The following is a 21,732-nucleotide window of genomic DNA, read 5'->3' on the forward strand; positions in this document are numbered from 1 at the left end:
ACGCGCGCCATGACCAACGGCAGGAGCCCCCGCCTCGCGGTGCTGATCGACGCGGACAACACCTCGGCCCGCGTCGTGGAGGGCCTGTTCCTCGAGATCGCCAAGCTCGGCGAGGCCAGCGTGCGGCGGATCTACGGCGACTTCGCCGACGCCCGGATGCGCGGCTGGGCCGAGGCGCTGCCGCGGCACGCCATCGTGCCGCAGCAGAACTTCGCCTACACGACGGGCAAGAACTCCGCCGACATCGCGCTGGTCATCGACGCGATGGACCTGCTGCATTCGGGCCGCTTCGACGGGTTCTGCCTCGTCTCCTCGGACAGCGACTTCACCCGGCTGGCCGCCCGGGTGCGCGAGCAGGGGCTCGACGCCTACGGGTTCGGGCAGAAGAAGACGCCGGAGGCGTTCCGGCAGGCCTGCAAGCGGTTCTTCTTCACCGAGAACCTGATGCCCGCCCCGCCCGAGGGCGACCCGGCGGCGGCGCGCAAGGAGAGCCCGGCCGCCGCGGTGGCGCTGCTGACCACGGCGGTGGAGGAGCTCGAGGAGGACGACGGCTGGGTGGCGCTCGGCGCGCTGGGGACGCAGCTCCAGAAGATCGCCCCCGACTTCGACACCCGCACCTACGGCTCGTCCAAGCTCTCGGCGCTCATCGAGAAGACCGGCCGCTTCGAGCTCGACCGCAGCTCGCAACCGATCCGGCTGCGCCTGCGGGAGTGACGCGAGAAGTGTCCCACAGTGATACATTGGCCAATGATCTGATTTAAGTAAGAAATATCCGTGAAGTAATTTTATTGCGTGATGGTCCCCGCGGCCGGACTTGAACCGGCACTCCTTTCGGACAGGGTGTTTAAGACCCATGCGTCTACCGTTCCGCCACGCGGGGGCGCCGGGGCCGCGATCCTACCCGCCCGCGCCGCGGGCGCAAGCTGCGCGCGGGGCGTGTAGTCGCACGGGCGGAAATGGGGTAGGCTCGGAGGGATTTTCGACGGACGACCCATTCTTTCTCGGCGTGACCACGCAAATTCGGGGGCAGACCATGACCAAGGCGACTCGCGAGGTGCGCTTCGCGGTGGTGCTCTATGGCGGGACGTCGCTCGCCATCTACATGAACGGCATCTCGCAGGAGCTGCTGCGGATGGTGCGGGGCGGCAGCGAGGCGGAGGAGGCGGAGCTCGACGAGGTCGAGCGCATCTACCGCGAGATCGCCGAGAGGCTCCACGCGATCACCGGGAAGCTCGGAGAGGACGCCGGGCCGCCCCGGCCGCCGATCCGGACGCGGTTCGTGATCGACATCATCTCGGGCACCTCCGCGGGCGGCATCAACGGCGTGGCGCTCGCCAAGGCGCTGGTGCTCGGGAGCCGCAACCTCGACGTCCTGCGCAAGGCGTGGACGGACGAGGCCACCATCGACAAGCTGCTCAACGACCGGCGGACGTGGCGGCCGGGCCGGACCGAGGCGGTGCTCGACGGCGGCCACATGTTCGACCTGCTCCACGACACGCTCGCCGGCATGGGCGACGCGGCCAGGGGCAGGCCGCTCGTCGACATGGTCGATCTCTTCGTCACCGCGACGGACCTCCTCGGCCAGCGGGCCCCGGTGCAGCTGACCGGCACGAGCATCGACGAGCGCGTCCACAAGAAGGTGTTCCGCTTCTCCTACGAGGCGGACCCGGAGGACGCCTCGCCGGGAAACGCGCGGGTCAACGACTTCACGAACGACGTCATGCTCGCCTTCGCGGCGCGCTGCACGTCGTCGTTCCCGGTGGCCTTCCCGCCGATGCGCCTCGGCGACACGCCGGAGCGGCTGCGCCGGGGCGGGGATTTCGCGCGGCATTTTCCGGGCGACGACGACTACGAGGCTCGGGTCTACGCCGACGGCGGCTATCTCGACACCAAGCCGTTCAGCTACGCGATCGACCTGATCCCGTTCCGCCCCGCCCGCCTGCCGGGCGAGCGCAAGCTCCTGTTCGTCGATCCGTTCCCGGAGGGACGGGGAGCGAAGGACGCCGCGGGCGAGGTGGATTTCGTCACCAACGCGAAGCTCGCCGCGACGACGCTGCCGCGGCGCGAGGTGATCCGCGAGGACATCCGCCAGATCAACGCCATCAACCGGCGGCTGGAGCGGCTCGGCGCCCTGCAGAAGCGCTGGGACATGGAGCGGAGGCGGCACGGGGAGGGGGACGAGCCCGGGAAGCCGCAGGAGATCGAGGCGCTCTACCTCGACGATCTGGTGAAGCGGGAGGGCTACGGCAAGCACTACGCGCTCTATCATCACCTGCGGGTCTACGGGGCGACGGATACGCTCTCGGGCCTCGTCGGCGGGCTGGGCGGCATTCCGGCCGAGTCCTCGACGGCGGCCTATCTGCGGCAGCTGGTCCGGGCCTGGCGCGACCGGTCGTTCGAGGCCTACCGGGACAAGGGGCTGCCGTCGGAGACGGTGTTCCTCGGCCGCTTCGACCTGGAGTTCCGACGCCGGCGGCTGACGCATTTGCGGGCCTGCGTCGACGAGCGGCTGGCGGGCGACGGCGAGGACGCGGCCGCATGGGGGCTGTGGCGCGCGATCGAGGCGGAGCTGTCGCGGCTGCGGCGGCTGGCCGGCCCGACGCCGTCCGACCGCGCGGTGATGCTGGGCGGGATCGACGTCGCCGCGGTGGAGAGGGCGCTGGAGGCGGGCTATCCGGCCTTCGCGGCGGCGACCGACCTCGACGGCAAGTATCGGGCGGCGTGCGACCTCTACGACGGGACGCTCGCGGGCGTGGCCTTCGCGGATCTCGGCGGCACGGAGGCTCCGGGGAAGCTGGTGAACGCCGCGATGACGAAGCTCGGCGAGGTGCTGCGCCGGAGCTTCGACGAGGCGACGGTCCGGATCGGCGCGGCGCTGGAGGATCCGGCGCTGAAGGGCCTCAAGGACGAGTACGACCGCTTCCACTGGCACGACATGGTGACCTTCCCGTTCCTGGAGGGCACCACGGCCGAGGAGCATGGCGAGGTGCAGGTGTTCCGGGTGAGCCCCGCGGACAACCCGATGGACCGGCGGGCCGACAAGCTGGCGGGGATCAGCTTCGGGGCCTTCGGCGGGTTCCTCAGCCGCGACTGGCGCGAGCACGACATCCTGTGGGGGCGGCTCGACGGGGCGGAGCGCATCGTGACGGCGCTGATGCCCGACCCGGGCGCGGCGGCGGAGCGGGCCGGGTATGTCGGGCGGCTGCAGGACGCCATCCTCCGGCAGGAGTTCGGCGCGGGATCCGAGCGGCGGCGGCAGGCGATGCTGCGCCGGCTCGTCGGCGCGGACCGCAGCGACGCGATCGCGCCGCTCTTCGAGAAGGCGCCGCCGATCACCGACCGCGACGGCTTTCGCGCGCTCTACGACAAGCCGCTCGATCCGGAGACGCGCGAGCTCGCCGGGTGGGCGAGCCGGGCCGGGCGCATCCTCGCGCGGATGCTCGACGACCTGCCGGATTCCGGCGCGCTGGCGGCGCTCGGCAGGCTGGGGCGGCCGGTGCGGGGCGGCAGCGTGCTCGCGGCGCGCCTGACGCTCTTCGCCACGCCCGGGGGCTATCCAGCGATGATCGCGGAGCGGGCGCTGCTGCTGACGCTGTTCGCGGGCGTGCTGATGGTGGCGATCTCAGTGCTGGTCGCCGGCAGCGTGTCGATCTGGCTGGGGCTTGGCTTCATCCTCGGGGCGGCGGCGCTCTGGGCGCTGCTCCACGTGGTCGGGCGGGCGCTGCGCGATCGCCGCGGGATACCCGCGGCGGCGGCTTTGGTCGCGGGCGCGCTGGTCCTCGCCCTCGCCGGCGTCGGCGCCTGGAGCCTCTGGGGGCCGCTGGCGGCTCTGCTCGGCGAGCACGCGTCGCGGCTGGCGGTGTTCTCCGTGCGGTAGCCCCCGTCGTCGCCGTCAGTGCCCGCCGGAAAGGACGAGGGTGCGGACCGGGAGGATCAGGGCCTGGAGGCGGAGGATGGCGGCGTGGACGAGGCCGGTGGCGTCGATCGCGTGCAGGACGAAGGCGTGGAAGCCGCCGATCTCCGGGTCCTGGAGCGCGTCGTGGTTCGAGGTGTAGGCGTTGGCGATGCAGGAGGAGCCCTGCGGCAGGCGGTCGAGGCCGCCCTCGAAGAGCGGCTCCATGATCGCGGTGATCGTGCCCGGGCGGGCGAAGGCGGCGATGTCCTGGAGCTGGTCGGTCGGGCGGATCTGGCCGGAGGCGATCACGTCCTGCACGTCGGTGACGACGACCGGGATCACCCGGAACGGGATCGCCGCGCAGGTGATCTCGCCGACCATGCCGACCTTCACCACCTGCGCCTCGATCTGGCCGAAGCCGGCGGCGAGGCCGGTGACGCGGCGGTCGGGAACGAGGATGCCCGCCGGGCGCAGCATCGGGTTGACGACGTCGCCGGGGCGGAGCGCGAACTGCTGGACGATCCCGTCGGTGCCGGCGACCACCAGCGCCTTGTCGCGGGCGACCTCGGCCTCGCGGAGCTCGGCCTCGGCGGAGGCCTTCTGCGCCGGCAGGGCGAAGTCGATCTGGGACTGCACCGCGGCCTTGCCCGCGACCGCGGCGTCGACCGCGCCCTGCGCGGTCTCGACGGCGACCTGCGCCCGGTCGACCTCGCGCTGCGAGATGGCGCTGGCGTTGCGGCGCATCAGCTCGGCGCGGGTCTCATACTCGTCCTGCGCCTGGCGGAGCGCGCCGCGGGCCTGGGCGACGCGGCCCTCGGCCTCGGCGAGCTGCGCCTCGGCCACCTCGGCGTTGGCCTCGATCTCGGCGATGCGGCGCTGGGCGGTGACGATTTCCGCCTCCTCCTCGGTGGTGTCGAGGCGAAAGAGCGGCTGGCCCTCGACGACGTGCTGGTTGATGTCGATGAAGGTCTCCTCCACCCGGCCGTTGCGCTCCGGCAGGATGGTCACGGTGCGGAACACCGAGACGGCGCTCGAGGTCGAGGGGTGGAAGTAGAAGATCGTGGTGATGAGCGCGAGCGTCAGGATCACGCAGAGGGTGATGCCCCAGCGCAGCTCGTACCAGACGGAGAACAGCGTGATCTCGCGACCCAGCCGCTTGCCCTGGCCGTAGCGGCGGTAGAGGAAGTCCGGCAGGACGGTGACGGCGGAGCAGAGCAGCAGCTCGAGCATCTCAGGCCTCCGGGCCCTTCGGGTCGGCGGGGGGCGGCGCGGCCGGCAGGTCGGAGAGGTCGTCGGAGAGCAGGTCGTTCCAGCGCGACGCCGGCCCGGGCGCGCGGTCGCGCCCCGACATGCGCTCGAGGGAGAGCGCGACGGAGTTCAGCGGCGTCGAGAAGTCGGGCAGGTCGACCATGGCGAGCAGCAGGCCGGCGATCCAGAACACGTGGTTGTGGGTGACGAGCGCGAGCAGCGCGAGCACGGCGACGAACTGGAGCTGCACCTTGTTGGTGCGGTGCGCCATGTGCTCGGGCAGCGCGTGGAGCTTGAGGTAGACGAGGCCGACGGAGATCACCGCGACGAGCAGGAAGACCAGCATCACCGTCATCAGCCAGTCGGACTGGCCGGGGCCGGCGACGAAGCCGGGCAGGTGATGCGGGGCCGCGGGGTTCATCGCCGGGTGCTCCATCAGGCGCCTCCGCGCGCAGCGTCGATGTCGGGCAAGCTCAAGCTCCAGCGCAGCGCGGGGCGCCGGCGGCTCCCGTCGCGGGAGCGATAGGCCGATCCCCGCGATCTGTCCAGCACACGACCTCGGGAGCTGCGCCGGACGAGGGCCGACCGTCGGGGCAAGGCGTTCGCCTCAGGAGCGCCGTGCGCGGAAGGCAAGGGCGGGGTCTCCCTCCCGCGCCGTCGCGCCCCTCCGGCCGGCGTGCCGCTGCGATCCTTCGGGGGAACGTCCTGCGCCGCCAGCCCGAAACGGATCACCCGCGCTCGCGCATCAGGCGGGCCTTCTGGCGTTGCCAGTCGCGCTTGGCCTCGGTGGCGCGCTTGTCGGGGGCCTTCTTGCCCTTGGCGACGCCCAGCTTCAGCTTCGCCCGGCCCTTCTCGTTGAAGTAGAGGCTGAGGGGCACCAGCGTCATCCCCTCGCGCGCCGTCCCCTGCCACAGCTTCGCCAGCTCGCGCCTCGACACCAGCAGCTTGCGGCGGCGGCGCTCGTCATGGCCGAAGGCCTTGGCCTGGGAATAGGCGGGGATGTAGCCGTTGATCAGCCACAGCTCGCCCCCCTCGACGCTCGCATAGCTCTCGGCGATGTTCGCCTTGCCGGTGCGCAGCGACTTCACCTCCGAGCCCTCCAGCACGATCCCCGCCTCGAGGTCGTCCTCGATGAAGTAGTCGTGGCGCGCCCGCCGGTTCTCGGCGACGAGCTTGACGGGGCGGGGTTGCTTTTCGGCCATGGCGGTCCGCATGTAGGACCGGCGGCGGCGCCTGTCCAGCCGGCGTCCGCCGCGGGGAGAGGACGCCATGCTGAGGATCTCCGACGACCCCGCCCGCCACGCGCTCGTCGTCGAGCCGTCGGGCGGGCTCACCCGCGAGGATTTCGCCGAGCTCGGCCGCCGCTTCGAGGCCCGCGCCGCCGCCGACGGCGGCCGGATCAACCTCGTCATCCACGCGCCCGCCTTCCCGGGCTGGGCGGATTTCGCGGGCTTCCTCGCGCATCTCGACTTCGTGCGCACCCACGCGGCCCGGGTGGAGAAGATCGCCCTGGTCTCCGATTCGCGCCTGCTCGACTTCGGCCCGAAGGTGGCCGGGCTCTTCGTCTCGGCGGAGATCCGGCACTTCCCGGCCTCCGGGCTCGACGACGCGCTCGCCTGGATCGCCGCGCCGGGCGGGCTCAGGGTGATGGAGGGCCTGCCCGACGACGTGCTCGGCATCGCCGCCGCCGGCGAGATCACCGCGCGCGACTACGCCGAGACGCTGCGCCCGCTGATCGAGGCGCGCCTCAGGCTCCGGCCGAAGCTGAAGCTCCTCTACCTCGTCGGGCCGGACTTCGGCTACAGCGCCGGCGCCGTCCTCGCCGACGCCCGGCTCGGGCTGACGCACTGGAGCGACTTCGAGCGGGTGGCGATCGTCACCGACATCGACTGGATCGCCCGTTCCGTCCGGGTCTTCGCGCCGCTGATCCCCGGCGAGGTGCGGGTCTTCCCGACCGACGCCCTCGCCGCCGCCCGCGACTGGATCTCGGCGCCGGAGGCCGCCTGATGGCCCCCTCCCCTCGGCCAGCCGCGGCCTCCGGCGCGTGCGCCCGCCCGCCGGCGAAGGCCGGACCGCGCCCGCGCCGACATGGGCGGCGCCTCGGCGCCGCTCCGCGTCGAGGAGAGCGTGGGGAACATGCGCCGGCTCCTCGCGGGGCTCGACCTGTCGCGGACCGGCAGCTTCCCCAACCACGACGGCCGGACCTATCCGTGGTGAGCGGCGCTTAACCGGGTAACGCCTGCGCCCTCACGCTCCGCCGCGCGCCCGCGCTACCCTGCCGCCGGGGAAAAGGGTGAGGGGGCGCGATGCGCGGGGGCTCGTTTTCGGCGGCGGCGTTCGCCTTTCTGGTGGCGGGGGCGGTCTGGGCGATCGCCTCGCCATGGTGGACCTTGCGCGAGATGCGCGCGGCGGCCGCGGCGCGCGACCCGGCGGCGCTGGCCGCGCATGTCGACTTTCCGGCGCTGCGCGAGAGCCTGAAGTCGGAGCTCGCCGCCGCGATGCTGGCCGAGGCCGCCGCCCAACCGGACGGCGCGGCCGCCCTCGGCGCGGCGCTCGGCGTCGCGATGATCGACCCGCTCGTCGACGGGCTGGTCTCGCCTGCCGGCCTGCGGATGATGTTCGCGGCCGAGCCCGCCCGGGGCGGCGCCGCGCCCCTCGGCGGCTTCGGCGCCGAGGGCGAGCTCGCGATCGACCGCGACGGCTTCTCGACCTTCCGCGTCGCCCGCCGCGACGCTCCGGCCGAGGCGGCGCTCGTCTTCCGCCGCGACGGCTACGCCTGGAAGCTCGCCGGCGTCGAGCTGCCCGAGGCCGGGCTGGAGCTGGCCGCACGCTGACGCGGAGCTGGCCGGAGGAGCCGCCCGGCGTGAGCGGCCTCACCATCCGCGCGCGCTGAAACATGTTGCGGCAATTCAGTCCCGACCTGCTCCCGGCGTCTCCGCCGCTCCCGAGCGGCGAGGTCCCTCCCGCGACGGCGCCTGCCGGGTGACATGCGCATGTCACCCGGCTCGACGCGGGGCGGCTGGCGCCGGGACGGCGGAACTGCAAAGTGAGTCAAGCGGCGCCGCGAAATGCGGCGCTGATAACGATGCAATGATTTTCACCGTTCATATTCAAAATATTTCGAAATACATTTGCGCGCAAAGCAAGTGGATTTCCAGACCGCCCTCGATCGCTTGCCCACCTACCACTTCGACAGTACCGGGCCTGTCAATCCGGAACAGATGAACCCGTTCCGGTTTGAGACGTCGGCCTTTCCGTCGCGGCCTTGCCCCGGAGGCCGAACGCTTCGCCCTCTCGCCCGGCCCATGCCGTCGCAGCTATTCGTTCACCGCCTCACGCAGCACCGACGCGCGCGAGCGGCCAAGCCGCTTCGCGAGCTGGTCGAGGGCCGCGACCCGTGCGTCTTCGAGATCGACCCAGGCGCGCACGGCTGCTCCGCTGTCAGCGTCCGATGGAACTCCGCGACCAAAGGTCGCCCGACGGCCGACAGTGAACGCGGAGACCTCGTTAGCGGAACCCGGGCGCGTCCTCCCGCCCGGGCCGGCCGTCAGGCGGCGACCTCGCTCACCAGCCCCGCATGGCGCAGCGCGGCGCGGACCTTCTCCCGGGTCGGCTCCTCGACCGTCACCATCGGCGAGCGCACTTCCTCCTCGCAGACGCCGAGGACCGACAGCGCGTACTTGGTCGGGCAGGGGTTGGGCTCGGCGAAGGCCGCGCGGTGGAGCGGCATCAGCCGGTCCTGATAGGCGAGCGCGCGGCGGTAGTCGCCGGCGCGCATCGCGTCCTGGAACTCGGCGCAGAGCCGCGGCGCGATGTTGGCCACCACCGAGATGCAGCCCGCCCCGCCATGGGCGTTGAAGCCGAGCGCGATGTCGTCGTTGCCGCAGAGCTGGATGAAGTCCGGCCCGCAGGCGATCCGCGTGTCGGAGACCCGCCCGATGTCGCCGGTCGCGTCCTTCACGCCGACGATCCGCGGCAGCCGCGCCAGCTCGCCCATCGTCGCCGGGGCCATGTCGATCACCGACCGGCCGGGGATGTTGTAGATGAAGATCGGCAGCTCCACCGCGTCGTGCAGCGCCTTGTAGTGCCGCAACAGCCCGCGCTGGCTCGGCTTGTTGTAGTAGGGCGTCACCACCAGCGCCGCGTCGGCCCCGACCTTGCGGGCGAAGCGCATAAGCCGGATCGCCTCCTCGGTGTTGTTGGAGCCGGCGCCGGCGATCACCGGAACCCGGCCGCGGGCGGTCCGCACCACCACCTCGATGACGTGCTCGTGCTCCTCGTGGGTCAGCGTCGGGCTCTCGCCGGTGGTCCCGACCGGCACCAGCCCGTGGCTGCCCTCGGCGATCTGCCACTCGACGAGCTTCACCAGCGCGGCCTCGTCGACCTTGCCGCCGGCGAAGGGGGTGATGAGCGCGGGGATGGAGCCTCGGAACATGGGGGGCCTCGGGATCAGGGAGCGCCCGCGACCCTAGTCGCAACCCCGCCCGCCCGCAAGCCGGAGGGGCGCGCGCAGGGGGCCGCGCGCTTGCAATCCGGCGGCCGTATGGTAGGGCTCCCGCCCGACCGGAGGGAGCCCATGGACGACGTCGCCGAGCTGCGCGCGAAACACCTCGCGGCCATCGCCGCCGCGGCGGACGAGGCCGCGCTCGAGGAGGTCCGCCTCGCCGCCATCGGCAAGAAGGGCGAGGTGGCGCTCGCGCTCCGCGGCCTCGGGGCGATGAGCCCGGAGGAGCGCCAGGTCGCCGGCCCGGCGCTGAACGCGCTCCGCGACGAGATCGCCTCGGCGCTCGCCGCCGCCAAGGCCGCGCTCTCCGACGCCGCGCTCTCCGCCCGCCTCGCCGCGGAATGGCTCGACGTCAGCCTGCCGCCGCGCCCGGCGGCGCAGGGCACGATCCACCCGATCAGCCAGGTGATGGACGAGATGGCGGCGATCTTCGCCGACCTCGGCTTCGCCGTCGCCGAGGGCCCGCAGGTCGAGGACGACTGGCACAACTTCGACGCGCTCAACATCGTGCCCGAGCACCCGGCGCGGCAGGAGCACGACACCTTCTACATGGCCCGCGCCGACGGCGACAACCGCCCGCCCCACGTGCTGCGCACCCACACCTCGCCGGTGCAGATCCGCGCGCTGCAAGGCCAGGGCGTGCCGATCCGCGTCATCGCCCCGGGCCGCGTCTACCGCGCCGACTACGACCAGACCCACACGCCGATGTTCCACCAGCTCGAGGGCCTCGCCATCGACCGGGACGTCACCATGGCGAACCTCAAGTGGACGCTCGAGGAGTTCTGCCGGGCGATGTTCGAGGTCGACGGCGTCGAGCTCAAGTTCCGCGCCTCGCACTTCCCCTTCACCGAGCCCTCGGCCGAGGTCGACATCCGCTGCTCGTGGAAGGACGGCCAGCTCAAGATCGGCGAGGGCGACGACTGGCTGGAGATCCTCGGCTCCGGCATGGTCCACCCCAAGGTCCTCGCCGCTGCCGGCGTCGACCCCGGCCAGTGGCAGGGCTTCGCCTTCGGCCTCGGCGTCGACCGCATCGCCATGCTGAAATACGGCATCCCCGACCTGCGCGCCTTCTTCGACAGCGACCTGCGCTGGCTCCGCCACTACGGCTTCGCCGCCCTCGACGTGCCGACGTTGCAGGGCGGCATCAGTCGTTGAGGCGAGATCTTGATGTTATCCGAGACCTGCTTTTGAGGGCGGAGGCATCGGAGCATCCGTGGTACCCAATCGGTCACTACGAGCGCGTGAGCCATTATGAAGAGGACGGTTTTTCCCTCGATACCAAGCTATCTCCTCTAGAGTTGTATCAGATAGATAAACTTAAGGACGCTGGATTTATATTAAGGAAATCTGATGATCATGACTTTGTATATTTTGAGATTACGTGGGTAGGCCACGACTATCTCGATGCAATTCGCGACAGTGGCGTCTGGGAAGAGACAAAAAGCAAAGTTGAAGAGGCTGGTGGAAGTTTTACATTGGAGCTTGTGAAGAGAATTGCCTTTGCTATCGCAAAGAAAAAGCTAGAGCAGCACACGGGCTTAGAAATATAACGGGGTTTGGCTCGCCATGCGGACGCTGGAGGGCTGGTCGGGCACAGCTAACCGTCCTGCTCGGCGCGTGGTTGATCGCGCGGCCCGCCCGCGCTAGAGGACGCGGCGTGCCATGAGTGAGCGGTGCCCGTCGTGACCAGCATCCCGAGTGCGCGCGCCAGCGCAGCGCCAGCAGCGTGTCCGGAGGCGGGCGCATGACCCTCGCCCTCGTCGCCACCAGCTTCGACGCCGTCTCCGAGACCTTCATCGCCGACCACGTGCGCACCCTCGCGCCCGGCGACACCGTCCTCGTCTGCCGCGAGAGCCGCGGCGCGGAGCAGTACGGCCTGCCGGTCCTCAGCCACATGGCGCCCGAGCCCGTGGCCTTCGGCCGGCTCGACGCCCGGCTGAAGCACGTCGTGCAGCGCCTGCGCCGCAAGTACGGCCCCTCGCTCGGCTACGACGACCGGATGCGGCTGACCGCCTTCTTCCGCGAGCACAAGGTCGACCGGGTGCTCGGCGAGTTCGGCTATTCCGCGGTGATGGTCGCCGACGTCTGCCGCACCCTCGGCATCCCGCTCTACGTCTATTTCCGCGGCATGGACGCCTCCGTGACCGCCACCCGCGGCCACATGCAGCGCCGCTACCGCAAGCTCTTCGCCCAGGTGAAGGGGGTGTTCTGCGTCTCCCAGGCCATCGCCGACCGGGTCGTGGCGATGGGCTGCCCGCCGGGGCTGATCCGGGTGAACGCGAGCGGCGTCCTCGTCGACCGCTTCCAGCCCGGCGAGCCCGACCCGAACCGCCTCCTCGCCGTCGGCCGTCTCGTCGACAAGAAGGCCCCGCACCTGACGATCGAGGCCTTCGCCCGCATCGCCGGCCGCTTCCCCGAGGCGCGGCTCGACATCGTCGGCGACGGCCCGCTGGCCGAAAGCTGCCGCGAGGCCATCGCCGCGCACAAGCTCGACGGGCGGGTGACCCTGCACGGCTCGCTGCCGCACGACGCGGTGGCGGAGCTGATGCGCCGCGCCTCCATCTTCGCGCAGCATTCGATGACGGCGCCGAACGGCGACATCGAGGGCTTCCCGACCGCGATCGCCGAGGCGATGTCCTCGGCGCTCGCCACCGTGTCGACGCGGCACAGCGGCATCCCCGAGCACGTGATCGACGGCCGGACCGGCCTCCTCGTCGAGGAGGGCGACGTCGCCGGCATGGGCGAGGCGATGGCGCGCCTCCTCGCCGACCCGCCCCTCGCCCGCCGGCTGGGCTCCGCCGCCCGCGAGCACGCCCGCGCCCATCTCGACCGCGAGCGCTCCCGCCAGCTCGTCCGCGACACGATGGGCCTGCCGAACCCGCCGGCGTAGGGACCTGCCGGACCCGCCGGCGAAGGGGGCGAAGGGGCCTGCCGGCCCCGAGGGCGGCAGGCCGGCTCAGCCGACCTTGTAACCCCAGAAGCTCGTGTGGTTCGCCGCGAAATAGCCGTCCGCGCCGCGGTAGAAGCCCTGTAGCTCCACCGTGTCGTCCTTGGCGAGCGGGGCCACCGTCTGGATCCACAAGGCCGTGGCGAGGGTGACGTGGGCGCCGGAGATCTCGCCCATCGAGCCCGGGATCTCCGTCGTGCCGTTCTTCACCAGCCGCCCGCGCATCTTGGCGTTGGTGCTGGAGTTGATCCGGTGCAGGAGCGTCGCGCCGAGAGCGTAGAACCCGGCGACCGGCGCGCGGAAGCGGTTGGTCGCCGGGTCGAACGCCGCCTGGTCGTTCGACTCCGCGGTGTTGACGGCGATCTTCGTCCAGGTGTCCAAGGCCACGTAGTTGTCGAAGTTCGTCGAGGCCTTGAACCGCGGCAGCCGCGGCTGGTCGACGATCGCGGTCGCGTCGTCGACCGAGAGCGCATCCCGGAACGTGGCCCCGTCCGCCGAGACCGAGACCCGGAACCGGCTCGACCCGAAGAGGCCCGCCACCGCCCGCGTCACGAAGTTGGTCTGCAACGCGAAGCCCGCATCCTTGTCCGCCGCCTGCCGGTTCAGCGACAGCCGCAGGCTGCCGGTGCCGCCCTCGGTGGTGGCCCGCGCGTTCCAGAGCGCGTCGTTGAGCTTCGCCACGAACGGCGTCGCCGCGTCCGCCGCCGCGCCGATCCCGAGCCGCGTCACGTTCTGGAGCTCGGTCGGCGCGCCGCCGACGGCGATCCACGCCCCGGCGGCGTTGCGCACCAGCAGCCGGTCGGTGGCGACGTCGTAAACCCGCCACCCCGCCTTCGGCACGCTGTAGGCCCAGCCGCCGTTCCGCCACGAGGCGATGCTTCCCGCCCGGCCGCTCCACGCGCCGGTCGGGCTCGCCCCGACATGATAGCGCTGGCCGTCCACCGCCCCGGCCGGCGGGGTCGCCACGTTCATGGCGAGGACCGAGCACTGCACGAGCGAATCGAGCTCGAAGAACGTCTCGTTGACCGTCACGTGCTTCTGCGCCTGGGCGGGCGCCAGGAAGGACAGGCTGAGGTTCGGGGATGTGTCCACGGGTCGACGCGCCTCCTGCGATGCTGGGGCCCGTCCCTATCACGCGCCCGACCCGGGTTGCCCGGATCGCCCGACCAGCGCACGCCGCATCTTCCGCGCGAGCCGTCCGGAGGAAGCCGGCCGCATCGCCCGCGCGAGCCGCCCGGCGGACGCGGGCCTCAGCGCCCGCGCGAGCCGTCCGGCGGAAGCCGGCCGCATCGCCCGCGCGAGCCGTCCGGCGGAGGCCGGCCTCAGCGCCCGCGCGAGCCGCCCGGCGGACGCGGGCCCCAGCGCCCGCGCGAGCCGATCGGCGGAAGCCCGCCGCAGCGACCGGCGCATGGCCCGGCGGCCAGCGCCGCCCGGCCGCGGCGGCGCACCCCCGCCCCCGCCCCTACGGCAGCGGTATGTACTCCTCGTCGTCCCCCGGCGGCAGGCGGAAGCGGCCGTGGGTGAAGTCGCCCGAGCGCCACGACGCCTTCGCCGCCTCGATCCGCTCCATCGACGAGGCGACGAAGTTCCACCAGATGTAGCGCGGCCCCCCCAGCGTCGCGCCGCCGAGCAGCATCAGCCGCGCCCCCTGCGGCCCCGCCGCGATCGCCAGCCGGTCGCCGGGGCGGAACACCATCATTCGCCCCGCCTCGAACTCCTGCCCGCTGATCGCCACGCTGCCGCTGACGATGTAGACGCCGCGGTCCTCGTGGTCGTCCGGCAGCGGCACGCGGGCGTGCGGCGCCAGCGTCACGTCGGCGTAGAACATCTCGCTCGACACCGCGACCGGCGAGCGCCGCCCCCAGGCCGTACCGAGGATCAGCCGCGCCGTCGCCCCCTCGGCCTCGATCTCCGGCAGCACGTCCTTGCCCTGATGCTCGAAGCTCGCCGGCGCGTCCTCCGCCGCCTCCGGCAACGCCACCCAGGTCTGGATGCCGAAGAGCGAATGCGGCCGCTTGCGGGTCTCCTCGCTGGTCCGCTCCGAATGCGTCACGCCCTCGCCGGCGGTCATCCAGTTCACCGCCCCGGGCAGGATCACCTGGTCCGAGCCGATGCTGTCGCGGTGGTGGAACTCGCCCCGGAACAGATACGTCACGGTCGCGAGCCCGATATGCGGATGCGGCCGCACGTCGACGCCCTGGCCCGTGACGAACTCCGCCGGCCCGGCCTGGTCGAAGAAGATGAAGGGCCCCACCATCTGCCGCTTCGGGGCGGGCAGCGCCCGGCGCACCTCGAAATCGCCGAGGTCGCGGGCGCGCGGCACGATCAGCGTCTCGATGCTGTCCATTTCGGCGACGCTCGGGCAGACGGGATCTGCGGTCGGGTTCCAGCTCATCGGCCTCTCCTCAGGATCGGCCCCAGACTGCGCCCCCGTCGCGGCGAGGTAAACCCCGGCCCGCCTCGCCGCCGCGCCCCGCGAGGCTGCCGGACGCCCTCCCCGCCCCGGCCGCTCCGCGTCGAGCGGGTTGACCTGCGCATGTCAACCGGCGGACGCCGCCGTGAGGCGATGCGTCGCCGCGGGTCGATCCTTGCCCGTGAGCGGGCGCGGCCAGCGTTCAGCTCACATTAGCCACTCAAGTGAAATCAATAGCTTAGGAAATTTTCACGCGTGAACACGCCCGCGCTAGTCCGCCATCGCCGCCTCGCTCGCCGCCAGCGCCGGCGCCGCGCCCCGCCGCCGCTCCCGGCGCAGCGTGAAGATGCCCGCCCCGACGACGATGGCGCTCCCCGCCAGCATCCACGCGTCGGGCCACTCGCCGAACAGCACGATGCCGAACAGGATCGCCCACAGGATCAGCGTGTAGCGGAACGGCTGGGTGAAGCCGATCTCGCCGGTCCGCATGCTGTTCACCCCGAACACGTAGCCGACCAGCAGCGCTCCGGCCGCCGCCGCCAGCACCGCGAGATGCGCGAGCGCCACGGGACGCCACTCGGTGGCGAGCGCCGCCACGCCGAAGGCGGCGGTCATCGCCAGCGAGGTCACGAAGACCACGTAGGCCGCCGGCGCGTCCGGCGACAGCGCCCGCGTCGACAGGTCGCGCAGCACGACCAGGAACACCGTCGCCACCACCAGCAGCGCATAGGCGGTGAACCCGTCCGACCCCGGCCGCACGATGACCAGCACCCCCAGAAACCCCACCGCGATCGCCGCATAGCGCCGCCAGCCGACGCTCTCCCCGAGGAACGCCGCCGCCCCCAGCGTCACCGCGAGCGGCACCGACTGCAGGATCGCCGTGGCGTTGGCGATCGGCATGTTGAAGAGCGCGGTCAGGAAGCAGGCCGTGCCGAGGATCTCCGCAAAGCTCCGCTGCGCGATCAGCCGCCGGTCGCGCGCCCCGGGCCGGAAGCGCAGCGCCCCCTGCCCCCAGGCGAGGCTGCCGACGAAGAGCGAGGCGAAGATCCCGCGCAGGAACACCGCCTGGAAGAGCGGCAGGTCGTCCGCCAGCGTCTTGATCAGCGCGTCGTTGAGCGAGAACCCGACCATCGAGGCGCCCATGAACGCGGCGCCGCGCAGGTTCTCGGCCCGGCTGGCGGGCGGCCTCATCGCGGGACGCCCTGCGCCGCCCGCAGCCGGGCGACCCGCATCACCCAGAGCGTCGTCGCGACGCTCGCCACCGAGCAGGCGAACATCAGCCACAGGAGCGGCCAGGCGCCGGTCGCCGGCGACAGCATCGCCCCCGCCAGCACCGACAGCGCCGCGCCGCCGCCGATCATCAGCGCGCCGCCGAGCCCCGAGGCCGAGCCCGCCAGATGCGGCCGCACCGAGACGATCCCGGCGTTGGCGCTCGGCAGCAGCAGGCCGTTGCCGACGCCGACGAGCGCGATCGTGCCGAAGAACGTGCTCGCCGTCTGCACCCCCAGCCCGAAGAGCCCGAGCGCCAGCGCCATGCCGGCGCTCGCCACCACGCCGCCGCAGAGCATCATCCGGTTGAGCCCGACCTGCGCGGCGAACCGGCCCGACAGGAAGTTGCCGACCAGATAGCCGATGGCGATCACCCCGAAATGCGCCCCGACCTCGGCCGGGCCCATGTGCAGGAACTCGCTCGCCACCAGCGGCCCGCCGCCGAGGAAGGCGAAGAACGCCCCCGAGGCGAAGGTCGCCGTCGCGGTGTAGCCCCAGAACCGCGACGAGCGGAACAGCTCGGGATAGGCGCGGAACTGCGCCGTCAGGCTCTCGGACGGCGTGTCGTTGGTCTCGCCCTGGTCGGCCCAGATCAGCGCGGTGACCGCGACGCCGATCACGAAGGTCAGCCCGAACACCGCCCGCCAGCCGAAGGCCTGGTCGACGAAGCCGCCGATCACCGGCGCGACCATCGGCGACAGCGACATGCCCATGGTGATGTAGCCGATCAGGCTCGCCGCCTCCTCCGTGCCGACCATGTCGCGCACGATGGCCCGCGACAGCGCGAAGGCCGAGGCGACCGTCGCCTGCGCCATGCGGAAGCCGAGGAAGATCTCGATCGTCGGCGCGAAGGCGCAGCCGAGCGTGGCGACGAGGAACACCGCGAAGCAACCGAGCATCACCGGCCGCCGTCCGTAGCGGTCCGAGAGCGGCCCGATCGCCAGCTGCAACACCGCCGTCAGCCCCAGATAGGCCGAGACCGTCAGCGACACGACGCCGTACTCCGCGCCGTAGGCCTTCGCGAGGCTCGGCAGCGACGGCAGCACCATGTTCATGTTGAGCGCCGACAGCCCGGTCATCAGCACGAGCGTGGCGACGTGCGGCGGCGTCCGCCGGTCCAGCCAGACCGCGGCCCTGCGCGCGGTTCCCGAGCCGGTCTGCGTCGCCATGGCGTTTCAGCTTCCCTTTTGGCGGATCATGCGCCCGCCCTCATCGAGCGGCGCCGGGTCCCGCGCCCCGGACGTCGCTCCGAAAAAAAACCCGGCCGCGCCGGGCCGGGCTTCGCGACCGCGGGTCCGGCGCTGGCGCGCCGGAGCGCGCTCAGCGGATGAGGGCCAGGCGACCCGCCGACGTGCGGCCGTCGCGCCCCGATTCGAGCTCGTAGCTCACCTTGGTACCGTCGGGCAGCTCACGCAGCCCGGCACGTTCCACGGCCGAGATGTGCACGAACACGTCCTTGCCGCCAGCGTCGGGCTGAATGAACCCGAAGCCCTTGGTGGCGTTGAACCATTTCACCGTTCCGGTCGCCATTCAGTCGTCTCTCCGATCGTCCCGCCCGCAACATGCGGCGGCTCGGGCAGTCCGACCAGTTTCGAGACATCTGACCGGCCGGAAGACGAGCAGAGAGTTCACGTGGGGCGGCGCTACCGGCGACGCCGATACTTGAACCTGACCCGAAAGGCAACCCGGACGGCGATCACCGGGGCCGCCGGCGGCGCATTCGGGCGATTTCCGCCGCCCCGCCGCCGACAGGGGCGCCATACCTCCGGGCGGCAGTCGTCATCGCCCCCACTCGAGGAGCGCCGCGCCGCGCAATAAAATCACCAACTTTTTATTCATCAATTAATCCAAAGGCTTGTTCCACGTCACACGGTGGGACATTTTCCGGGACGCCTCCCGGAGCGGCGCCCCGGCCCGCAAACGGCCCCCCGGGCGCCCCCTACCGCTCCGGCGCCTCCGCGCCCGGCTCGCGCAGCCCCAGCACGTCGATCATGTCGTAGAGCCCCGGCTCCTTGTCCTGCCCCCACAGGGCGGCCCGCACCGCGCCGCGGGCGAAGATCGCCCGGTCGGTCGCGACGTGCCGCAGCACGACCCGCTCGCCCGCGCTGGCGAAGATCGCATCGTGCTCGCCCACCACGTCGCCGCCGCGCAGCGTGGCGAAGCCGATCGCCCCCTCCGGCCGCGGCCCGGTCTGCCCGTCGCGCGAGCGCACCGCGAGGTCGGCGAGGTTCGCCCGCCGCCCCGCCGCCGCCGCCTCCCCGAACATCAGCGCCGTGCCGGAGGGCGCGTCCACCTTGTGGCGGTGGTGCATCTCGAGGATCTCGACGTCCCAGTCGGCCCCCAGCGCCTGCGCCACCTTGCGGATCAGCACCGTCAGCAGGTTCACCCCGAGGCTCATGTTGCCGGCCCGCATGATCACCGCATGCCGGGCCGCCGCGGCCAGCTTCTCCAGGTCCTCCCGCTCGAGCCCGGTCGTGCCCACCACATGCACCAGCCGCGCCTGCGCGGCGAGCTCGGCATGGGCGACCGTCGCCGCCGGCGCGGTGAAGTCGAGCGCCGCCTGCGACACCGCGAAGGCCTCGATCGCCTCGTCCGTCACCACCACGCCCAGCGGCGCCCCGCCCATCGCCTCCCCGAGGTCGCGCCCGATCCACGGGTGCCCCGGCCGCTCCGTCGCGCCCGAGATCCGCGCCCCCGGCGTCGCCAGCACCGTCTCCGTCAGCATCCGCCCCATGCGCCCAGAGGCCCCGAGCACCGCGATCCCGACCGTCTCCGTCATCCCTGCCTCCCCGTTCCGGGCCGACCTTGACTTCGAGGGAGCGGGGGTGGATGTCAATCCGATGTCCAGGAACCGCAATCCGGGCGCGCCCGCCGGCGGCGGCGCGCCGTCGCAGCGCCAGCTTCGCGTCGGCGAGGTCATCCGGCGCGCGCTCTCCGAGATCCTCGCCCGCGGCGACGTCCACGACCCCGACCTCGGCCGCGCCTCGATCACCGTCTCCGAGGTCCGCGCCTCGCCCGACCTGCGCCAGGCCACCGCCTACGTGCTGCCCCTCGGCGGCGTCGACACCGAGAGCGTGGTCGCCGCGCTGAACCGCAACCGCGCCGAGCTGCGCCGCCTCGTCACCGGCCGCATCGACCTGCGCTTCTCGCCCGAGCTGAGCTTCCGCGCCGACGAGAGCTTCGACCGCATGGACCGCACCCGCGCCCTCCTGCGCTCGCCCGCCGTCAGCCGCGACCTCGCCGAGGACTGAGCCCCGTGCGGAACCTCTCGTCAACCTTCGTGACCAAAGGCTTGATGACACCAGAATATCCGAGCGATTATAGTAGGTTGATCCGGCTAACACGCGTGTTAGCGCGGGCAGGCGAACACTTCGGCATGACGCGGCGCCGCGTCCCGGCGATCTCCCGGCCCTAGGCGGAGACATTTCCCATGGCGCGCCGCCAGTCCGGCCGGCCGGTCCACGGCTGGCTCGTCCTCGACAAGCCCGCCGGCCCCTCCTCCGCGGCCATGGTCGCCAAGGCCCGCTGGGCGCTCGCCGCCCGCAAGGCCGGCCACGCCGGCACGCTCGACCCCGCCGCCACCGGCGTCCTCGCCATCGCGCTCGGCGAGGCGACCAAGACCGCCGCCTGGGCGACCGGCCGCGACAAGACCTACCGCTTCGCCGTGCGCTGGGGCGCCGCCACCGCCACCGACGACGCCGAAGGCGCCGTCGTCGCGACGAGCCCCCTCCGCCCCGAGCCGGACGCGATCCGCGCCGCGCTCCCCGCCTTCACCGGCGACATCCTCCAGATCCCGCCCGCCGTCTCCGCCGTCCACGTCGACGGCCGCCGCGCCTACGAGCTCGCCCGCGCCGGCGAGGCCCCCGAGCTCGCGCCCCGTCCGCTCCACGTCGCCCGCCTCGACCTCGTCGAGATCCCCGACACCGACACCGCCGTCCTGGAGATGACCTGCGGCAAGGGCGGCTACGTCCGCGCCGTCGCCCGCGACCTCGGGGCGGCGCTCGGCTGCCTCGGCCACGTCGCCTGGCTGCGCCGCCTGCGCGCCGGCCCCTTCGACCTCGCCGCCGCCCTCGACCTCGCCACGCTCGAGCGCCTCGCCCGCAGCCCCGACCTCGACGCCCGCCTCCTGCCCGTCGCCGCCGGCCTCGCCGGCCTGCCGGAGATCCCCGTCGACGCCCCCGCCGCGGCGGCCCTTTCCCGCGGCATGGCGGTCCCGGTCGACGCGCCCGACGCGCCGGAAGCCTGGACCAGCGCCGCTTCCCGCCCCGTCGCCCTCGGCCGCGTCGCCGCCGGCGCCTTCCACCCCGCCCGCGTCTTCGTCTTCGACTGAGCCCGCCGAAACCGCGGTTGCGCCGCCCCCGCAACCGCGTTATGGAGCGCCCGGTTCGGAGTGTAGCGCAGCCTGGTAGCGCACCTGCTTCGGGAGCAGGGGGTCGGAGGTTCGAATCCTCTCACTCCGACCAGATCCCCCGCATATCCCTCGAGCGCGCCTCCCCGTCACCGCCGCCGGGCCGTCCGGGCTTCCCGGCCGAGGGTGTAGAGCCCCGCCGCGAGGATCAGGCCGGCCCCGGCCATCGTCCAGGGGTCGAGACGCTCGCCGAAGAGCGTCACCGCGATCACCGCGACGAAGACCAGCTGGAAATAGGCGAAGGGCTGCACCACCCCGGCCTCCGCCACCTCGTAGGCCTTGATCAGCAGGAAATGCCCCGCCGTCGCGCCCACGCAGAGCAGCGCCATCCAGCCCATGTCCGCCGCGCCGCGGATCGGCGTCCACCAGAACGGCGCGACGCAGGTGATCGCCGCCGCCCCGACGACGCCCGTCCAGAAGAAGCTGGTCTCGGCGCTGTCCTGCCGCGCCGCCAGCCGGGTCAGGAGCCCGTAGAGCGCGAACATCAGCGCCGCGACGAACGGGATCAGCGCCTCGACGCTGAACACCCGCACCCCCGGCCGCAGGATCACCAGCACGCCGGCGAGCCCCACCGCGATCGCCGTCGCCCGCCGCCAGCCGACGTACTCGCCGAGCACCGGCCCGGCCAGCGCCGCGACCAGCAGCGGATAGATCGCGAAGATCGCGTGCGTCTCGATCAGCCCGAGCACGACGAAGGAGAGCACGGTCACGCAGATCTCGAAGACGAGGAGCACCCCCCGGAACGCCTGGAGCCACGGCTGGCGCGTCCGCGCCACCCGCATCACCCCGCCGCCCCGCGCCGCCGCCACGACGACGACGAAGCCCGCGAGGAACCAGAAGCGCAGCATGACCACGGTCATCACGCTGTAATGCGCGGCGAGGTGGCGCGACACGCCGTCCTGCGCCGCGAAGATCGCCGAGGTGACGATCATCAGCGCGATACCCAGCCGGGGATTGTCCCCCGCCAGCGCGCCCCGCGGCGGCTCGCCCGCGATTTGCCCCGGCGGGCGGTCCATGCTCTATCCTCTCCGATGAGGCGCGGAGCATA

General features: G+C 72.3%; 22 protein-coding genes and 2 tRNA genes. 11 read left to right on the forward strand and 13 right to left on the reverse strand.

All coding sequences use genetic code 11. The annotated features are described in order from the left end of the window. Window positions 1-9 precede the first annotated feature (9 nt). Window positions 10-714, forward strand: a complete 705-nt coding sequence (locus KBB57_RS04000; RefSeq protein WP_290747138.1) for an NYN domain-containing protein — start codon at window positions 10-12, stop codon at window positions 712-714. Window positions 715-796: 82 nt separating this feature from the next. Here KBB57_RS04000 and KBB57_RS04005 read toward each other — a convergent pair. Then, window positions 797-880: transfer RNA gene (locus tag KBB57_RS04005), tRNA-Leu, on the reverse strand. 153 nt (window positions 881-1,033) lie between these two features. On the opposite strand from KBB57_RS04005, the gene KBB57_RS04010 reads away from it, so the two are divergent. Next, window positions 1,034-3,877, forward strand: a complete 2,844-nt coding sequence (locus tag KBB57_RS04010) for a patatin-like protein (RefSeq protein WP_290747140.1) — start codon at window positions 1,034-1,036, stop codon at window positions 3,875-3,877. 15 nt (window positions 3,878-3,892) lie between these two features. Here the strand turns inward: KBB57_RS04010 and KBB57_RS04015 are convergent, their stop codons facing one another. The 3 genes from KBB57_RS04015 to smpB all read right to left on the reverse strand — a co-directional run bounded on the left by KBB57_RS04015 (window position 3,893) and on the right by smpB (window position 6,345). Next, window positions 3,893-5,125: an HlyD family secretion protein gene (locus tag KBB57_RS04015; protein ID WP_290747142.1), complete on the reverse strand. Its 1,233-nt coding sequence runs from the start codon at window positions 5,123-5,125 to the stop codon at window positions 3,893-3,895. A gap of 1 nt (window position 5,126) precedes the next feature. Further along, on the reverse strand, window positions 5,127-5,579 hold the full coding sequence (locus KBB57_RS04020) for a hypothetical protein (protein ID WP_290747144.1): 453 nt from the start codon (window positions 5,577-5,579) through the stop codon (window positions 5,127-5,129). Between the two features lie 292 nt (window positions 5,580-5,871). Then, window positions 5,872-6,345, reverse strand: coding sequence for an SsrA-binding protein SmpB (smpB, locus tag KBB57_RS04025; RefSeq protein WP_290747146.1), 474 nt, complete (start codon window positions 6,343-6,345; stop codon window positions 5,872-5,874). A 67-nt stretch (window positions 6,346-6,412) separates the two neighbouring features. On the opposite strand from smpB, the gene KBB57_RS04030 reads away from it, so the two are divergent. The 3 genes from KBB57_RS04030 (at window position 6,413) to KBB57_RS04040 (ending at window position 7,977) form a co-directional block, all read left to right on the forward strand. Next, window positions 6,413-7,150 (forward strand): STAS/SEC14 domain-containing protein, encoded by a 738-nt coding sequence (locus tag KBB57_RS04030; RefSeq protein ID WP_290747148.1) that lies wholly within the window; start codon window positions 6,413-6,415, stop codon window positions 7,148-7,150. An 81-nt stretch (window positions 7,151-7,231) separates the two neighbouring features. Next, window positions 7,232-7,360 carry a hypothetical protein gene (locus tag KBB57_RS04035; RefSeq protein WP_290747149.1) on the forward strand — a complete coding sequence of 43 codons (129 nt, stop codon included), beginning with the start codon at window positions 7,232-7,234 and terminating at the stop codon, window positions 7,358-7,360. A gap of 89 nt (window positions 7,361-7,449) precedes the next feature. Continuing rightward, a complete protein-coding gene (locus KBB57_RS04040) occupies window positions 7,450-7,977 on the forward strand; it encodes a DUF2939 domain-containing protein (RefSeq protein WP_290747151.1) in 528 nt (175 codons plus the stop codon). A gap of 483 nt (window positions 7,978-8,460) precedes the next feature. Here KBB57_RS04040 and KBB57_RS04045 read toward each other — a convergent pair whose 3' ends face one another. Together KBB57_RS04045 and dapA are read right to left on the reverse strand one after the other, a co-directional pair. After that, window positions 8,461-8,571 (reverse strand): ribbon-helix-helix protein, CopG family, encoded by a 111-nt coding sequence (locus tag KBB57_RS04045; RefSeq protein WP_290747153.1) that lies wholly within the window; start codon window positions 8,569-8,571, stop codon window positions 8,461-8,463. A gap of 119 nt (window positions 8,572-8,690) precedes the next feature. After that, window positions 8,691-9,578, reverse strand: a complete 888-nt coding sequence (gene dapA, locus KBB57_RS04050) for a 4-hydroxy-tetrahydrodipicolinate synthase (RefSeq protein WP_290747155.1) — start codon at window positions 9,576-9,578, stop codon at window positions 8,691-8,693. A 141-nt stretch (window positions 9,579-9,719) separates the two neighbouring features. On the opposite strand from dapA, the gene pheS reads away from it, so the two are divergent. The 3 genes from pheS to KBB57_RS04065 all read left to right on the forward strand — a co-directional run bounded on the left by pheS (window position 9,720) and on the right by KBB57_RS04065 (window position 12,537). Beyond that, on the forward strand, window positions 9,720-10,802 hold the full coding sequence (gene pheS, locus KBB57_RS04055; protein ID WP_290747157.1) for a phenylalanine--tRNA ligase subunit alpha: 1,083 nt from the start codon (window positions 9,720-9,722) through the stop codon (window positions 10,800-10,802). Further along, entirely contained in the window at window positions 10,799-11,197 is a 399-nt protein-coding gene (locus KBB57_RS04060; protein ID WP_290747159.1) for a DUF2513 domain-containing protein, read from the forward strand. Before pheS ends, KBB57_RS04060 begins: the two co-directional genes overlap by 4 nt. A gap of 194 nt (window positions 11,198-11,391) precedes the next feature. Then, window positions 11,392-12,537: a glycosyltransferase gene (locus tag KBB57_RS04065; RefSeq protein ID WP_290747161.1), complete on the forward strand. Its 1,146-nt coding sequence runs from the start codon at window positions 11,392-11,394 to the stop codon at window positions 12,535-12,537. Between the two features lie 66 nt (window positions 12,538-12,603). On the opposite strand, the gene KBB57_RS04070 is transcribed toward KBB57_RS04065, so the two are convergent. The 6 genes from KBB57_RS04070 to dapB form a co-directional block, all read right to left on the reverse strand. After that, complete coding sequence (locus tag KBB57_RS04070) at window positions 12,604-13,686, reverse strand: DUF2793 domain-containing protein (RefSeq protein WP_290747164.1); 1,083 nt, start codon at window positions 13,684-13,686, stop codon at window positions 12,604-12,606. Window positions 13,687-14,056: 370 nt separating this feature from the next. Then, on the reverse strand, window positions 14,057-14,989 hold the full coding sequence (locus KBB57_RS04075) for a pirin family protein (RefSeq protein WP_290747165.1): 933 nt from the start codon (window positions 14,987-14,989) through the stop codon (window positions 14,057-14,059). 288 nt (window positions 14,990-15,277) lie between these two features. Continuing rightward, window positions 15,278-16,198, reverse strand: coding sequence for a DMT family transporter (locus tag KBB57_RS04080; protein ID WP_290747167.1), 921 nt, complete (start codon window positions 16,196-16,198; stop codon window positions 15,278-15,280). Continuing rightward, window positions 16,195-17,445, reverse strand: a complete 1,251-nt coding sequence (locus KBB57_RS04085; RefSeq protein ID WP_290747169.1) for a multidrug effflux MFS transporter — start codon at window positions 17,443-17,445, stop codon at window positions 16,195-16,197. The genes KBB57_RS04080 and KBB57_RS04085 overlap by 4 nt, the downstream gene beginning before the upstream one ends. A gap of 151 nt (window positions 17,446-17,596) precedes the next feature. Continuing rightward, window positions 17,597-17,806 carry a cold-shock protein gene (locus KBB57_RS04090; protein ID WP_290747171.1) on the reverse strand — a complete coding sequence of 70 codons (210 nt, stop codon included), beginning with the start codon at window positions 17,804-17,806 and terminating at the stop codon, window positions 17,597-17,599. 409 nt (window positions 17,807-18,215) lie between these two features. Then, window positions 18,216-19,055, reverse strand: a complete 840-nt coding sequence (gene dapB / locus KBB57_RS04095) for a 4-hydroxy-tetrahydrodipicolinate reductase (RefSeq protein WP_290747173.1) — start codon at window positions 19,053-19,055, stop codon at window positions 18,216-18,218. 61 nt (window positions 19,056-19,116) lie between these two features. Between dapB and rbfA the strand changes: the two genes are divergently transcribed. The 3 genes from rbfA to KBB57_RS04110 all read left to right on the forward strand — a co-directional run bounded on the left by rbfA (window position 19,117) and on the right by KBB57_RS04110 (window position 20,739). Then, window positions 19,117-19,527 carry a 30S ribosome-binding factor RbfA gene (gene rbfA / locus KBB57_RS04100; protein ID WP_290747175.1) on the forward strand — a complete coding sequence of 137 codons (411 nt, stop codon included), beginning with the start codon at window positions 19,117-19,119 and terminating at the stop codon, window positions 19,525-19,527. Window positions 19,528-19,706: 179 nt separating this feature from the next. Further along, window positions 19,707-20,606: a tRNA pseudouridine(55) synthase TruB gene (gene truB / locus KBB57_RS04105; protein WP_290747177.1), complete on the forward strand. Its 900-nt coding sequence runs from the start codon at window positions 19,707-19,709 to the stop codon at window positions 20,604-20,606. A 56-nt stretch (window positions 20,607-20,662) separates the two neighbouring features. Beyond that, window positions 20,663-20,739 (forward strand) — tRNA-Pro (locus KBB57_RS04110). A gap of 34 nt (window positions 20,740-20,773) precedes the next feature. Here the strand turns inward: KBB57_RS04110 and KBB57_RS04115 are convergent. Then, window positions 20,774-21,700, reverse strand: a complete 927-nt coding sequence (locus KBB57_RS04115) for a DMT family transporter (RefSeq protein ID WP_290747178.1) — start codon at window positions 21,698-21,700, stop codon at window positions 20,774-20,776. Between the last annotated feature and the right edge of the window lie 32 nt (window positions 21,701-21,732).

Source organism: Amaricoccus sp. (assembly GCF_017993425.1).
Taxonomy (GTDB): domain Bacteria; phylum Pseudomonadota; class Alphaproteobacteria; order Rhodobacterales; family Rhodobacteraceae; genus Amaricoccus.